A 14070-nucleotide genomic window follows, 5' to 3' on the forward strand; every position below is an offset into this window, starting at 1 on the left:
GGCGCGCCGCCTCAGGCGCGGAAGATCTTGCCCGGGTTCATGATCTGCCGCGGATCGAGCGCGGCCTTGATGCGCCGCATCAGCGCCACCCCGTCGGCGCCGGCCTCCTCCAGCAGGAAGCCCTGCTTGTGCAGGCCGATGCCGTGCTCGCCGGTGCAGGTGCCGTCGAGCGTGATCGCGTGGCGCACCAGGCGCTCGTTCAGCGCCTCGGCCCGCTCGCGCTCGGCCGGCTGTTCGGGGTCGACCAGATAGGCGATGTGGAAGTTGCCGTCGCCGACGTGGCCGACCATGAAGTAGGGCAGGCCGTCGGCCTCGACATCGGCCACCGCGCGGCCGATGCATTCGGCCAGCCGGCTGATCGGCACGCAGCAGTCGGTGGTCACCGCGCGGCAGCCCGGGCGCTGGGCCAGACCGGCGAAGTAGGCGCGGTGGCGCGCGGTCCACAGCCGGGTGCGTTCCTCGGGCGTGACGGCCCAGGCGAAGTCGGCGCCGCCGTGCTCCTGCGCCACCAGCTGCACCGCCTCGGCCTGCTCGCGCACGCCGGCCTCGCTGCCGTGGAACTCCATCAGCAGCATCGGCTGCTCGGGCAGCGCCAGCTTGTCGTGGCGGTTGACCGCGCGCACCGCGTTCGGGTCCAGCAGCTCGCAGCGGGCGATCGGCACGCCCAGCTGGATGATGGCGATGGTGGTGCGCACCGCCGCGTCGATCGACGGGAAGCTGCAGACCGCGGCCGACACCGACTCCGGCAGCGGATAGAGCTTGAGCGTGACCTCGGTGATCACGCCGAGCGTGCCCTCGCTGCCGACGAACAGCCGCGTCAGGTCATAGCCGGCGCTGCTCTTGCGCGCGCGGCTGCCGGTGCGCAGCCGCGTGCCCTCGGCCGTGACGACCTGCAGCGCCAGCACGTTCTCGCGCATCGTGCCGTAGCGCACGGCGTTGGTGCCGCTGGCGCGCGTTGCGCACATGCCGCCGATCGAGGCGTCGGCGCCGGGGTCGATCGGGAAGAACAGGCCCAGGTGGCGCAGCTCCTGGTTGAGCTGGTGGCGGGTGACGCCGGGCTGCACCGTCACCGTCAGGTCATCGGGCTCGATGCGCAGCACGCGGTTCATGCGCGAGACGTCGATCGACAGCCCGCCGCTGACGGCCAGCAGATGGCCCTCCAGCGAGGAGCCGGCGCCGTAGGGGATCACCGGCACCGCATGGGCGGCGGCCAGCGCCACCGCCTCGGCCACCTCCTCGGCGGATTCGGCGAACAGCACGGCATCGGGCGGCGGCACGTCGAACGGCGACTCGTCGCGGCCGTGCTGCTCGCGCACGGCGCGGGCGGTCGAGCAGCGCTCGCCGAAGCGGGTCTTCAGCGCGTCGATCATCGCGGCGGGCAGCGGGCGCTGCGGCCAGCTCTCGGAGGGGGCGGTGGCGGTCATGGGCGGTCGGCGGCGGGCGGGTGACGGACAGGGGCGGATGCGCACCGTGGGGTCGTCGATGGTAGGCCCGCGGACCCTGGGGCCGGCGGGCCTGAGGCAAGATGCGACCCCGCCGCGCTGCAGGACGGCCCTGCAGCGATCGGCAGATCCCGGCTTCCGCCGACCGACCTTCACGCAGCATCACCATGGCCAACCGCCTCACCCAGATCGCCACCCGCACCGGAGACGACGGCACGACCGGCCTCGGCGACGGGACCCGTGTCCCCAAGGACCACCTGCGGGTGCACGCGATGGGCGATGTCGACGAGCTCAACAGCCATCTCGGCGTGCTGCTGGCCGAGCCGCTGCCGTCCGACGTGCGGGCGCTGCTGCAGTCGGTGCAGCACGAGCTGTTCAACCTCGGTGGCGAGCTGTCGATTCCGGGCTACACGCTGCTGGGTGACGAGGCGCTGGCCGCGCTCGACGCGGCGCTGGCGCAGCACAACGCGACGCTGCCGCGGCTGGCCGAGTTCATCCTGCCGGCCGGCACCCGGGCGGCGGCGCTGGCCCACGTGGCCCGCGCGGTGGCCCGCCGGGCCGAGCGCGCGGTCGTGCAGCTGGGGGCGGCCGAGCCGGTGCGGCCGGCGCCGCGCCAGTACCTCAACCGCCTGTCGGACCTGCTGTTCGTGCTGGCCCGGGTGCTCAACCGCGCGCGGCTGGACGGCCTGGGCGGTGACGATGTGTACTGGCGCAGTCCCCGCCTGGCCAGCGAGGCGCCGCCGGCGACCTGAGCGCGCCGGCCGCACGGCGGCTGCGCGTGTGCCGCGCCCCCGGGACGAGGGGGCCGGAACACCCGCGCCGGGGACTGCGCCACGGCGCCGGCGCCGGACAATCCGGACGCCTTTCCCATGCGGCCGGACGCGTATCCGGCGCGTCAGACGGCTGCCCTGCCGGCGGCCGGCCAGATGAGCTGCGTCGCCTGCCGCAGCCCCGTCGATGTCCTCGTCCCACGAATTCGAGAATACCCAGTGGCGCGATCTGTGCCAGCTGTTCGACCGCCTGCTGCCGCTGCCGGAGGCCCAGCGCGAGCGTGAGCTGGCCGGCAGCGGCATCGCCCCGGAAGTCAAGGACGACGTCCGTGGCCTGCTCGACCGCTCCAGCGCCGTCGACCAGGTGCGCCAGACCATGGCCCTGGCCACCGAGGTGCTGCCGTCGGCCGATGCGCCGGCCTGGCAGCGGCTCGGGCCCTGGCGCATGGTCTCGCCGATCGGCCGCGGCGCCCAGGGCGAGGTCTGGCTGGCCGAGCGCGCCGATGGCGCCTTCGAGGGGCGTGCCGCGGTCAAGGTGCTGCGTCCGGGGCTCGACGGCGTGCGGGTGCTCGAACGGCTGACCCAGGAGCTGCCACGGCTGCAGCGGCTGCAGCATCCGAACATCGTGGGCCTGGTCGATGCCGGCCTGACGATGGAGGGCCGCCCCTACCTGGTCAGCGACATGGCGCGCGGCCAGCCCATCGACCGGGCCTGCAATGGCTTGACGCTGCACCAGCGCATCGCGCTGTTCCTGCAGCTGGCCGATGCGCTGACCCAGGCCCATCACCACCTGCTGCTGCACCGCGACCTCAAGCCGTCGAACGTGCGCGTCAGCGGGGCCAGCGTGCTGCGCCAGTCGCCGCAGGCCCGCGTGCAGCCGGGCCAGGTGCAGCTGCTCGACCTCGGCCATGCACGGGCCATCGACCCGCTGGACGAGGACGATCCCGGCCCGCCGCCCGGCGTCACCGAGCGGCCGTTCTCGCCCCATTTCGCCAGCCCCGAGCAGGTGCGCGGCGAGCCGCTGGGCGTGGCCAGCGACGTCTACAGCCTGGGCGTGCTGCTGTACCTGTCGCTGACCGGCGTGCGGCCCTACGGCCGGGATGCCCGCTCGCCGCTGGAGGCCGCGCGCAGCGTGCTGCTGGAGGCACCGACCCGCCCCAGCCAGCTCAAGCCCGACACGCCCGGCCTGCAGCGCGAGAGCTGGCCGCGGCTGCGCGCCCAGCTCCAGGGGGATCTGGACGCCATCCTGCTCAAGGCGATGGCCAAGAACGTGGCCCAGCGCTATCCGACGGTCGATGCGCTGGCCTCCGATCTGCGGGCCTGGCTGGAGCACCGCCCCGTGACCGCCTGCCGTGCCGGACGCTGGGTCCGCCTGCGCAAGCTGGTGCGCCGGCACCGTCTGAGCAGCCTGGCGGTGGCCGCCGGCATCGCGCTGGGGGGCAGCGCCCTGCTGCTGCTGGGCGTGCAGCACGAGCGGCGCGAGCGCGCGGTCGAGCTCGCCCAGTCCCAACGGCAGGCCGCGCTGCAGCAGCTGGCCCAGGCCCGGCGTCTGGCGGCCGATCTCGGCTTCGGCCTCTACCACCGGCTCGCGGCGCAGCCCTCGGCGGCCGGCGGTCTGCGTGACGAGGTGCTGGCCGAGACCGCCCGCCTGCTCGACCGGCTCGATGGCGACGGGCCGAACGATGCGCGGTGGGCCGCCCAGCGGGCCGCCGAGTACCACCGGCTCAGCCTGTTGCAGGGGCTGGAGCGGCTGGAGGGGCCGGTCGTGGCCTCCAGCGCGGCGGTCCAGAGCCTGGGCAAGGCGGTGCAGTTGGCCGAACGGCGCGGTGCCGAGCTGGCCCCGGTCAGCCTGGAGCGGGGCCAGGCGGAGGCCATCGTCCTCAGCCAGGCGGCGCTGTGGTGGCGGGCCGAGCAGCCGCAGCGCGCCGAGCAGGCGCTGGCGTCCGCCCTGGCCTGGCCGGCGCCGGGCGGGGTATCGGCCCGGCGGGCGCAGCTGCTGGCCATGCAGGCCCAGGTGCTGGGCCTGAGCCCGGATCTGCCCCATCTCGGCCGCTGGCAAGAGGCCTGCGCGGTGGCCGATGTCGCGGCCCAGGCCGCGGCCGGCACCGGTCGGGCCACCGCCGGCTCGGCGGATGCCGAGCCCGTGACGACGGGCCACTGGGGTCTGGCCACCGCCCGTGCGGCGACGGCCCGGGCGGATGGGGGCGCGGCGGTCCTGCCCGTCGATGCGGCCGACGCCGTCGCGCCCGACCCGTCGCCCACCGAGGGAACTCCGGCCCGTGCCGCGTGGCCGGTCGATCCGGTGGTGCTGGCCACCGAGGCCCAGGCCCGCTGCCGTCTCTACGAAGGCAAGACCGCCGAGGCCGCGGCGCTGCTGGCGCCGGTGATCGAGGCCGGAGGCCATGCGCTGGACGGCATCGCCGGTGTGCGCCTGCACCTGCTGCACGCCGACATCGAGTCCCTGCGCAACCGGCCGGATGCCGCCCGTGCGGCCTGGGAACAGGCCCGTCGCCTGGCCTTGCGGCAGGGCGGCGCGATGGCGGCCCGCTGGCAGATGCCCCTGCTCCTGCAGCAGCTGGCCATGCAGGTGCGCACCGGGGACGGCGAAACGGCGCGCCGTCTCGCCGAGTACGGCCTGGAGCAACTGCCGCCGGTGGCCGGCGCGTCCTACCAGGCCTTGCAGCGGCGTGCCGAACTGCTGGTGTGGGCGGCGCGAGCCTGGCGCACCACGGCCCCGGGCCGGGCCCACGGCTGGGCCCACGAGGCCGCGCTGCTGATGGCGCCCGTGCCCGCGGCCGCATCGACCGACCATGCCGCCCGCCGCTGGTGGCAGGCCCAGGCCCTGGGCGAGGAGGCGGCCGCGCTGGCGGCGCTGGGCCGTCCGGTGGCCGCGGCCGATGTCGCACGCCGCGCCGTCGCGGCGTGGGGGCCGGCATCACCCCGCGAACTGCCGGCCGTGCTGCGTCCCCATGTCGAGGATGCGCGCCAGCGCGCGCAGCCTGGCCGGACCTGAGGGGTCGGGTCTAGCGCGTCAGCGTCAGGCCCATGCGGCTGGCCACCCTCTGCGCCGCCTGGCGCAGCGCCAGCACCGGCTGCTCGCAGCCCAATTGCAGACAGGCCTGGGCATAGGCCGTGTCCCGCTGCAGACGTTCGACGTGGATCGAATGGCCGGCTCCGGCCATCAGCCACTTGAAGTCGACGATGTCCAGCAGTTCGCAGGTCTGCGACGGCGATGACTGCGAAGAGGAGGAGGAAAGGACGTTCACGACGACCTGCGCGGCAACTACACGAAGCCGGACGATACCCGGGGTTTACACGCAGGTGACAAGCAACCGGTGGCCACCTGTGGGTGATGTTGCGATGCAGCAGGAACTGGTGTAAGCCCGCACTGAAAGCGGGCCTTTTGCACTGTTCTGGGGACGAAACGCGCGGCGTTTGATCCTGATCGCGCAGTCTGCTGGTGCATCCCCCCCTTGAGCTTGGGGGGGGGGGCCAGCGGTCAATCCGGGCGGTCCGAGGGGGCGGTTCCGCCCGGAATGTGGCGTCAGCCGCGCGCGCGACGCGCCCGAACCGCTTGCGACAGCGTGTCCAGCAGCGCGACCGAGTCGTCCCAGCCGATGCACGCGTCCGTGATGCTGCAGCCGTAGATCAGCTGGGACGCATCGTCGGTGCCCGGCGTGAACTTCTGGGCGCCCCCCACCAGATGGCTCTCGACCATCACGCCCATGATGGCCTGCTCACCGCCGGCCATCTGCCGGGCGATGTCGGCCGCGACCTCGATCTGCTTCTGGTGCTGCTTGCTGCTGTTGGCATGGCTGCAGTCGATCATCACCTTGCGCGGCAGGCCGGCCTTGTCCAGCTCGGTGCAGGTGGCGGCCACGTGTTCGGCGCCGTAGTTCGGCGTCTTGCCGCCGCGCAGGATCACGTGGCAGTCCGGATTGCCCTTGGTCTGCACGATGGCGACCTGGCCGTTCTTGTGCACCGACAGGAAGTGGTGCGGGCGCGAGGCGGCCTGGATGGCGTCGGTGGCGATCTTCAGATTGCCGTCGGTGCCGTTCTTGAAGCCGATCGGCGCCGACAGGCCGGAGGCCAGCTCGCGGTGCACCTGGCTCTCGGTGGTGCGCGCACCGATCGCGCCCCAGGCGATCAGGTCGCCGATGTACTGCGGGCTGATGGTGTCGAGGAACTCGCCGGCCGCCGGCATGCCCAGACGGTTGATGTCCAGCAGCAGCTGGCGGGCGATGCGCAGGCCCTCGTCGATGCGGAAGCTGCCATCCAGGTAGGGGTCGTTGATCAGGCCCTTCCAGCCGACCGTGGTGCGCGGCTTCTCGAAGTACACGCGCATCACGACCTCCAGCGTGTCGCCGTACTGCTCGCGCAGCGGCTTCAGGCGGCGCGCGTAGTCCATCGCGGCGGCCGGATCGTGGATCGAGCAGGGGCCGATGACCACCAGCAGGCGGTCATCCTCACCGGCCAGGATGCGGCCGATGTTGCGACGGGTGTCATTGACCAGGACCTCGACCGCGCTGCCGGCGATCGGGAAGAAGCGGATCAGGTGCTCGGGCGGGGGCAAGGGGGTGACCTCCTCGATGCGCTGGTCGTCGGTCTGGCTGGTCTTCTCGTGCAGGGCGTAGGCGTGGCCCTGGTCGGCGCGGATGGCGGGCGGCTGGTGCGGCATGGCGGTCTTTCGGGGAGCGGAGCGGTGAGGTGGAACGGGTGTCCGGGGCGGGGCTGCGCAGGGCAGGGGCGAAAAAAAACCGCCGGGGGTGCCGGCGGTCTTTTCTGGGTTCGGGTGCGGTGCTTACGCGCGCTTGCCTCTCCAGCCGCCGGTGGGGGGCGAGAACCAAAAATAGGCAAAGAAGAAACGCGGAGCACGCATGGCGGTGGAATGTAGCAGCGCCGGTGGAGGTCTGGGGTGCAGGGTTTTTACCGAGATCAAACTCAGGCCGTGCCGCCGACCGTCAGGCCCTCGATGCGCAGCGTCGGCTGGCCGACGCCCACCGGCACGCTCTGGCCTTCCTTGCCGCAGACGCCGACGCCGGTGTCGAGCTGCAGGTCGTTGCCGATCATCGTGATCTGCTTGAGCGACTCGGGGCCGTTGCCGATGATGGTCGCGCCCTTGACCGGGTACTGGATGCGGCCGTTCTCGACCCAGTAGGCCTCGGAGGCCGAGAAGACGAACTTGCCGCTGGTGATGTCGACCTGGCCACCGCCGAAGTTGGTCGCGTACAGGCCGCGCTTGATCGACGCGACGATCTCGTCCTTGCTCTTGTCGCCGGCCAGCATGTAGGTGTTGGTCATGCGCGGCATCGGCACGTGGGCATAGCTCTCGCGGCGGCCGTTGCCGGTGGGCTTCACGCCCATCAGGCGGGCGTTCATGCTGTCCTGGATGTAGCCCTTGAGGATGCCGTCCTCGATCAGCACGTTGCGCTGGCTGGCGCAGCCCTCGTCATCGACGTTCAGACTGCCGCGGCGATCCGGGATGGTGCCGTCGTCGAGCACGGTCACGCCCTTGGCCGCCACGCGCTGGCCGATGCGGCCCGAGAACACGCTGGAGCCCTTGCGGTTGAAGTCGCCTTCCAGGCCGTGGCCGACGGCCTCGTGCAGCAGCACGCCGGGCCAGCCCGGGCCGAGCACGACCGTCATCTGTCCGGCCGGCACCGGCCGCGATTCGAGGTTGGTCAGCGCCGCGTTGACGGCCTGGTCCACGTACTGCTCCAGCAGCTCGTCGCGGAAGTAGCCGAGGCCGAAACGGCCGCCGCCGCCGCCGGTGCCGACCTCGCGCCGGCCGTTGGACTCGGCGATCACGGTGACCGACAGGCGCACCAGCGGGCGCACGTCGGCCGCACGCGTGCCGTCGGCGCGCGCGATGTAGACCACGTCGTACTCGGCGGCCACGCCGGCCATCACCTGCACGATGCGCGGGTCGCGGGCGCGGGCCATGCGTTCGATGCGTTCCAGCAGCGCCACCTTCTGCGCGCTGTCGAGCGTGCCGATCGGGTCGGTGGGCGCGTACAGCGCGCGGCTGTGCGCGATCTTCGTCCTGGTGCCGACCTTCACGCGGCGGCTCTGGCCGGCCGCGGCGATGGTGCGCACCGTGGCCGCCGCATCCAGCAGCGAGGCCTCGGAGATGTCGTCGCTGTAGGCGAAGGCCGTCTTCTCGCCGGCCACCGCCCGCACGCCGACGCCCTGATCGATCGAGAAGCTGCCGCTCTTGACGATGCCTTCCTCCAGGCTCCAGCCCTCGTGGCGGGTGATCTGGAAGTACAGGTCGGCATCATCGACCCGGTGCTCGCCGATGGCGCCCAGCGCCTTGGCGAGCTTGCTCTCGTCCAGACCGAACGGGTCGATCAGCAGTTGCTGGGCCAGCGCCAGGCGCTCAAGGGAAGGTTCGCGCGAGATCATCGGGCCATTGTAGGGAGCGGGGCGGCGGCGTGTGGGCCGTGATGGGCCGGTCTTCGTTCCGCTGGGCGATGGCGGGTGGCGACGGGCCGCGGACTCCGGGTCTGTCGCGATGGGCGGCGTGAAGGGGGCGGGGCATGATGGTTTCATCATATGAATGGCCGTTGAGGGCCCGACTTCGATGAGCGCTGCCGCGATGCCCCGTCCGACCCCGCGCCACCAGGGCGTCTTCCCCGTCGTGCCGACGGTCTTCCACGCCGATGGCGCGCTGGACCTCGATGGCCAGCGGCGCTGCGTGGATTTCATGATCGATGCCGGCTCGGACGGGCTGTGCATCCTGGCCAACTTCTCCGAGCAGTTCGCGCTGACCGACGCCGAGCGCGAGACGCTGACGCGCGAGATCCTGGCCCATGTCGCCGGCCGGGTGCCGGTGATCGTCACCACCAGCCACTTCAGTGCGGCGGTCTGCGCGGCGCGCAACCGCCAGGCGCAGGCCCTCGGTGCCGCCATGGTGATGGTGATGCCGCCGTACCACGGCGCCACGCTGCGGGTGGGCGAGGCGCAGATCGCCGCCTTCTTCCGCACCGTCACCGAGGGCCTGGACATCCCGCTGATGATCCAGGACGCGCCGGTCTCGGGCACGCCGCTGTCGGCCGCCTTCCTGGCGCAGCTGGCGCGCGAGCTGCCGGCCGTGCGCTACTTCAAGATCGAGGTGCCGCAGGCGGCCGAGAAGCTGCGCACGCTGATCGCGCTCGGTGGTGACGCCATCGAGGGGCCGTGGGATGGCGAGGAGGGCATCACGCTGTGGGCCGACCTGCTGGCCGGTGCCACCGGGGCGATGACCGGCGGCGGCTTTCCCGACGGCATGCGCCAGATCCTCGACCCCTGGCGCGCCGGCCGCCACGACGAGGCCTGTGCCGCATACGCCCGCTGGCTGCCACTGATCAACTGGGAGAACCGCCAGGGCGGCTTCCTGACCGCCAAGGCGCTGATGGCCGCCGGCGGCGTGATCCGCTGTGACGCGCCGCGCGCGCCCTGGCCGCCGATGCCCGACGGCGTGCGCGCCGGTCTGCTCGACATCGCCCGCCGGCTCGATCCGCTGGTGCTGCGCTGGGCGCGCTGAACCGGGCGGCGTCCGCCTGACCCCAAGGCCGCGCCCGCACACCGGGCGGCGCGCCTGCCGATAATGGGCCGCATGACCCTGACCGAGCTGCGCTACATCGTCGCGGTCGCGCGCGAGAAACACTTCGGCCGCGCGGCCGAGGCCTGCTTCGTCTCGCAGCCCACGCTCAGCGTGGCGATCAAGAAGCTCGAGGAGGAGCTCGACGTCAAGCTCTTCGAGCGCGGCGGCAGCGAGGTCAGCACCACGCCGCTGGGCGAGGCCATCGTGCGCCAGGCCCAGTCGGTGCTGGAGCAGGCCGCCGCCATCAAGGAGATCGCCCAGCGCGGCAAGGATCCGCTGTCGGGACCGCTGCGCCTGGGCATCATCTACACCATCGGGCCCTACCTGCTGCCCGAGCTGGTGCGCCACGCGATCCGGCTGACGCCGCAGATGCCGCTGATGCTGCAGGAGCACTTCACCGTCAAGCTGCTGGACATGCTGCGCACCGGCGAGCTCGATTGCGCGATCCTGGCCGAGCCCTTCCCCGACACCGGTCTGGCGATGGCCGAGCTCTACGACGAGCCCTTCGTCGTCGCGGTGCCGGCGAGCCATCCGCTGGCCGCCCGCACGGCCATCAGCAGCGCGGAGCTCAAGCAGGAGACCATGCTGCTGCTGGGCAATGGCCACTGCTTCCGCGACCATGTGCTGGAGGTCTGCCCGGAGTTCGCCCGCTTCGCCAGCGATGCCGAGGGCATCCGCCGCAGCTTCGAGGGCAGCTCGCTGGAGACGATCAAGCACATGGTGGCCTCGGGCATGGGCGTGACGGTGGTGCCGCAGCTCAGCATGCCGCGCGATCCGCAGGAGCACGTGCGCTACGTCCCCTTCGCCGACCCGGTGCCCACGCGGCGGGTGGTGCTGGCCTGGCGCCGCAGCTTCACCCGCTACGAGGCGATCGCCGCGCTGCGCAACGCCGTCTATGCCTGCGCGTTGCCGGGTGTCACGCGGCTGTCCTGACGCAAGGCGGGCCGGGGTCCGATCGGATTAGGCTATCGGGTGCATGTGTTCATCCGATGGGTGCCGCCCGGTGTGGCGGCACAGAATCGGCCCGAGCCGGTGCGGTCCGCGCGCCGGTGATGCCCTGATCTCCCGGAGACCCGATCCATGGCCAAGAAGCCTGCCGCCACCGCCAGCCGCATGCCGATCAACATCGGCATCGACGAGAAGGACCGCGCCGCCATCGCGCAGGGCCTGTCGCGCCTGCTGGCCGATACCTACACGCTCTACCTGACGACCCACAACTTCCACTGGAACGTCACCGGGCCGATGTTCAACACGCTGCACACCATGTTCATGGCGCAGTACACCGAGCTGTGGGGCGCGGTCGACCCGATCGCCGAGCGCATCCGCTCGCTGGGCCACACGGCGCCGGGCTCGTACGCGCAGTTCGGCGCGCTGGCCTCGGTGCCCGATGCGCCGGCCGTGCCGCCCAAGGCGCTGGCCATGGTGCAGATCCTGGTCGACGGCCACGAGGCGGTGGCCCGCACCGCGCGCAGCCTGTTCCCGCTGGCCGACAAGGCCGGTGACGAGCCGACCGCCGATCTGCTGACGCAGCGCCTGACGGTGCACGAGCAGACCGCCTGGATGCTGCGCTCGCTGCTGGAGGAGTGAGCACCACGGCGCCACCCGCAGCGGCCGCCGCCTGGCGGCGCCGCGGCATGCGTGCGCGTCCGGGGGGCGGTGCGGCCGCGAGTGGCCGCCGCATCAGCGCAGTGCCGCGCCCAGATCGACCTCGCCGCTGCTGCTGAAGGGCACGCTGCCGAAGGCGCCGCCGCCGACGTGGCCGCGCAGCGCGTAGCGCACCGGCGCGCGCAGCCCGTCGGGCGCGTTCGCCCGGGACCACAGGCCGAGCGCCTGGCGCATCATCGCCAGGCCGGAGACGGTCAGCGGCAGGCTGATGACCGCATCGCCGTAGCGCGGGATGCGGCCCTGCACCGGTCCGCCGCCGCTGGCCAGCGGCCGGCCATCGACGTCGAGGTCGATCCACACGCCGTCGTAGTCGAGCGGGGCGTCGCCCGGGTTCTGCACCCGCAGCCTGGCCATCACCCGCAGCTCCAGCCCCTCACCGCCCAGCGGCTCCAGCCCGGCCAGCGTCACGCGCGGCCGGCGGTCGACGCCCAGATTCGCGCAGGCCGTCAGCCCGAGCGCCGAGGCCAGAGGCGCCAGCAGCGCCAGCCCGGTGAAGCGGCGGCGGCCGGCCGCCACCGGGGCAACGGTCAGGGGCGCGGGCGGGCGGGGCGAGGACGGCTGGGGCATGGTGTGGATTCCGGAGGACGAGGGGACGGCCGGCAGGCGGCGCGGGCAGGCGGTGCAGGTCGGCCGCCGCAGGCGGCGCGCGCCACGACGCTGACAACGCGCGAGGCCGGTGCCGGGCTGACCGGCGGCGCCAGGGCGACCGCGCGGACGTCGGCCTCGCGCCGCGCTCGCCGCCACCGGGTGTTCGCCGCGCGCCGACCCGGCCCGGCCGGTCGCGTGTGATCCGCCAGTCCCGCCGCCGCCACGATCCGGCCGCGGCGTCCGATAATCGCGGGCTCGGCCCTTGCCGGGCCCTTCGTCGTTGCCGCCACGGCCTGCCCGGCCCTTCGCGCGGCCGACCCCGTCCCCCGCCCCCACCCGATTCCGCAGCGCCGCCCACGCGGTCGCGGCCGTCCGCCATGTCCGAACTCACGCCCCAGGTGAAGCGTCGCCGCACCTTCGCCATCATCAGCCACCCCGATGCCGGCAAGACCACGCTGACGGAAAAGCTGCTGCTGTTCTCGGGCGCGATCCAGATCGCCGGCTCGGTGAAGGCACGCAAGGCCTCGCGCCACGCGACGTCGGACTGGATGGAGATCGAGAAGCAGCGCGGCATCTCGGTGGCGTCGTCCGTCATGCAGATGGAATACCGCGACTGCGTCATCAACCTGCTCGACACCCCGGGCCACCAGGACTTCTCGGAAGACACCTATCGCGTGCTGACGGCCGTGGACGCCGCGCTGATGGTGATCGACGCGGCCAACGGCGTGGAGCCGCAGACCCGCCGCCTGCTGCAGGTCTGCCGCGCGCGCAACACGCCCATCCTCACCTTCGTCAACAAGCTGGACCGCGAGGTGCAGGAGCCGCTGGCGCTGATGGACGAGATCGAGCGCGAGCTGGGCATGACGGTGGTGCCCTTCACCTGGCCGGTGGGCATGGCCAAGTTCTTCGGCGGCGTGCTGGACCTGCGCAAGGACCAGATGCGCGTGTTCAGCCCCGGCGAGGACCGCGTCGCCGGCACCGAGGAAGTGGTGCAGGGCCTGGCCAACCCGGTGCTGGCCGACCGTTTCGGCCCCGCCTACGAGCAGGCGGCCGGCGAGATCGAGCTGGTGCGCGAGGCAGCGCCCGAGTTCGACCACGAGGCCTTCCTGTCCGGCCGCCAGACGCCGATGTTCTTCGGCTCGGCCGTCAACAACTTCGGCGTGCAGGAGGTGCTGGACGCGCTGGTCGACCTCGCCCCGTCGCCCGGCGAGCGCGCGGCGATGCAGCGCACCGTCCATCCCGACGAGCCCAAGTTCACCGGCGTGGTCTTCAAGATCCAGGCCAACATGGACCCGGCCCACCGCGACCGCATCGCCTTCCTGCGCGTGGCTTCGGGCAAGTTCAGCCGCGGCATGAACCTGAAGGTGGTGCGCAGCGGCAAGAGCATGCGCCCGAACACGGTGGTGACCTTCATGAGCCAGAAGCGCGAGCTGCTGGACGAGGCCTATGCCGGCGACATCATCGGCATCCCCAACCACGGCGTGCTGCAGCTGGGCGACACCATCACCGAAGGCGAGGCGCTGCAGTACACCGGCCTGCCCTTCTTCGCGCCGGAAATGTTCCGCATGGTCGAGGTGGCCGACCCGCTGAAGACCAAGCAGCTCAAGGCCGGCCTGCAGCAGCTGGGCGAGGAGGGCGCGATCCAGGTCTTCCGCCCGGTGGCCGGCTCGGTGCTGATGCTGGGCGCCGTCGGCCAGCTGCAGTTCGAGGTGGTGGCCCACCGCCTGGAGCATGAGTACAGCTGCAAGGCCCGCATCAGCCCCTGCCGCTTCCAGGTGGCGCGCTGGGTGACGGCCGACACCGGCGAGGGCCCGGCCGCCGACGAGCGCGAGCTCAACCGCTTCATCGACGGCAACAGCCACCGCATGGCCTACGACGCGGTCAACGCGCCGACGCTGCTGGTCGAGTACGCGCCCGAGCTGCGCGCGATCGAGGCCAACTGGCCGAAGATCAGGTTCCACGCGCTGCGCGAGCACGCGGGGCTGGTGTTCCAGCAGCGGATGGGGGACTGAGGACGGGC

The 14070-nt window shown here is 72.5% G+C and carries 11 protein-coding genes; 6 read left to right on the plus strand and 5 right to left on the minus strand.

Annotation, left to right across the window (positions count from 1 at the left end; genetic code table 11):
* Positions 1 to 11 precede the first annotated feature (11 nt).
* A complete protein-coding gene (locus AACH11_RS15725) occupies positions 12 to 1424 on the minus strand; it encodes an FAD-binding oxidoreductase (protein WP_341375194.1) in 1413 nt (470 codons plus the stop codon).
* Between the two features lie 185 nt (positions 1425 to 1609).
* Between AACH11_RS15725 and AACH11_RS15730 the strand changes: the two genes are divergently transcribed.
* Both AACH11_RS15730 and AACH11_RS15735 read left to right on the plus strand, forming a co-directional pair.
* Positions 1610 to 2194 carry a cob(I)yrinic acid a,c-diamide adenosyltransferase gene (locus AACH11_RS15730; RefSeq protein ID WP_341375195.1) on the plus strand — a complete coding sequence of 195 codons (585 nt, stop codon included), beginning with the start codon at positions 1610 to 1612 and terminating at the stop codon, positions 2192 to 2194.
* A gap of 205 nt (positions 2195 to 2399) precedes the next feature.
* Positions 2400 to 5225 (plus strand): protein kinase domain-containing protein, encoded by a 2826-nt coding sequence (locus tag AACH11_RS15735; protein WP_341375196.1) that lies wholly within the window; start codon positions 2400 to 2402, stop codon positions 5223 to 5225.
* Positions 5226 to 5235: 10 nt separating this feature from the next.
* On the opposite strand, the gene AACH11_RS15740 is transcribed toward AACH11_RS15735, so the two are convergent.
* The 3 genes from AACH11_RS15740 to tldD all read right to left on the minus strand — a co-directional run bounded on the left by AACH11_RS15740 (position 5236) and on the right by tldD (position 8617).
* A complete protein-coding gene (locus tag AACH11_RS15740; RefSeq protein WP_341375197.1) occupies positions 5236 to 5478 on the minus strand; it encodes a hypothetical protein in 243 nt (80 codons plus the stop codon).
* Positions 5479 to 5756: 278 nt separating this feature from the next.
* On the minus strand, positions 5757 to 6890 hold the full coding sequence (locus AACH11_RS15745) for a 3-deoxy-7-phosphoheptulonate synthase (protein ID WP_341375198.1): 1134 nt from the start codon (positions 6888 to 6890) through the stop codon (positions 5757 to 5759).
* A 263-nt stretch (positions 6891 to 7153) separates the two neighbouring features.
* Complete coding sequence (gene tldD, locus AACH11_RS15750; RefSeq protein WP_341375199.1) at positions 7154 to 8617, minus strand: metalloprotease TldD; 1464 nt, start codon at positions 8615 to 8617, stop codon at positions 7154 to 7156.
* A 193-nt stretch (positions 8618 to 8810) separates the two neighbouring features.
* Between tldD and AACH11_RS15755 the strand changes: the two genes are divergently transcribed.
* The 3 genes from AACH11_RS15755 to AACH11_RS15765 all read left to right on the plus strand — a co-directional run bounded on the left by AACH11_RS15755 (position 8811) and on the right by AACH11_RS15765 (position 11384).
* The gene (locus AACH11_RS15755; RefSeq protein ID WP_341375200.1) at positions 8811 to 9737 is read left to right on the plus strand and encodes a dihydrodipicolinate synthase family protein; all 927 of its coding nucleotides are present in this window, start codon (positions 8811 to 8813) and stop codon (positions 9735 to 9737) included.
* A gap of 72 nt (positions 9738 to 9809) precedes the next feature.
* The gene (locus tag AACH11_RS15760; protein ID WP_341375201.1) at positions 9810 to 10730 is read left to right on the plus strand and encodes a LysR substrate-binding domain-containing protein; all 921 of its coding nucleotides are present in this window, start codon (positions 9810 to 9812) and stop codon (positions 10728 to 10730) included.
* A 147-nt stretch (positions 10731 to 10877) separates the two neighbouring features.
* Entirely contained in the window at positions 10878 to 11384 is a 507-nt protein-coding gene (locus AACH11_RS15765) for a Dps family protein (protein WP_341375202.1), read from the plus strand.
* A gap of 93 nt (positions 11385 to 11477) precedes the next feature.
* Here the strand turns inward: AACH11_RS15765 and AACH11_RS15770 are convergent, their stop codons facing one another.
* Complete coding sequence (locus AACH11_RS15770) at positions 11478 to 12029, minus strand: LEA/WHy family protein (RefSeq protein ID WP_341375203.1); 552 nt, start codon at positions 12027 to 12029, stop codon at positions 11478 to 11480.
* 398 nt (positions 12030 to 12427) lie between these two features.
* Between AACH11_RS15770 and AACH11_RS15775 the strand changes: the two genes are divergently transcribed.
* A complete protein-coding gene (locus tag AACH11_RS15775; protein ID WP_341375204.1) occupies positions 12428 to 14062 on the plus strand; it encodes a peptide chain release factor 3 in 1635 nt (544 codons plus the stop codon).
* Positions 14063 to 14070 lie beyond the last annotated feature (8 nt).

Source organism: Pseudaquabacterium rugosum (assembly GCF_038066575.1).
GTDB lineage: Bacteria > Pseudomonadota > Gammaproteobacteria > Burkholderiales > Burkholderiaceae_C > Pseudaquabacterium > Pseudaquabacterium rugosum.

What these genes read in the sequence shown, in the direction of transcription:
- AACH11_RS15770 (WP_341375203.1), bottom strand. Translation starts at nt 12,029, where the DNA reads ATGCCCCAGCCGTCCTCGCCCCGCCCGCCCGCGCCCCTGACCGTTGCC.
- tldD (WP_341375199.1), bottom strand. Translation starts at nt 8,617, where the DNA reads ATGATCTCGCGCGAACCTTCCCTTGAGCGCCTGGCGCTGGCCCAGCAA.
- AACH11_RS15725 (WP_341375194.1), bottom strand. Translation starts at nt 1,424, where the DNA reads ATGACCGCCACCGCCCCCTCCGAGAGCTGGCCGCAGCGCCCGCTGCCC.
- AACH11_RS15760 (WP_341375201.1), top strand. Translation starts at nt 9,810, where the DNA reads ATGACCCTGACCGAGCTGCGCTACATCGTCGCGGTCGCGCGCGAGAAA.
- AACH11_RS15745 (WP_341375198.1), bottom strand. Translation starts at nt 6,890, where the DNA reads ATGCCGCACCAGCCGCCCGCCATCCGCGCCGACCAGGGCCACGCCTAC.
- AACH11_RS15730 (WP_341375195.1), top strand. Translation starts at nt 1,610, where the DNA reads ATGGCCAACCGCCTCACCCAGATCGCCACCCGCACCGGAGACGACGGC.
- AACH11_RS15755 (WP_341375200.1), top strand. Translation starts at nt 8,811, where the DNA reads ATGCCCCGTCCGACCCCGCGCCACCAGGGCGTCTTCCCCGTCGTGCCG.
- AACH11_RS15735 (WP_341375196.1), top strand. Translation starts at nt 2,400, where the DNA reads ATGTCCTCGTCCCACGAATTCGAGAATACCCAGTGGCGCGATCTGTGC.
- AACH11_RS15775 (WP_341375204.1), top strand. Translation starts at nt 12,428, where the DNA reads ATGTCCGAACTCACGCCCCAGGTGAAGCGTCGCCGCACCTTCGCCATC.
- AACH11_RS15765 (WP_341375202.1), top strand. Translation starts at nt 10,878, where the DNA reads ATGGCCAAGAAGCCTGCCGCCACCGCCAGCCGCATGCCGATCAACATC.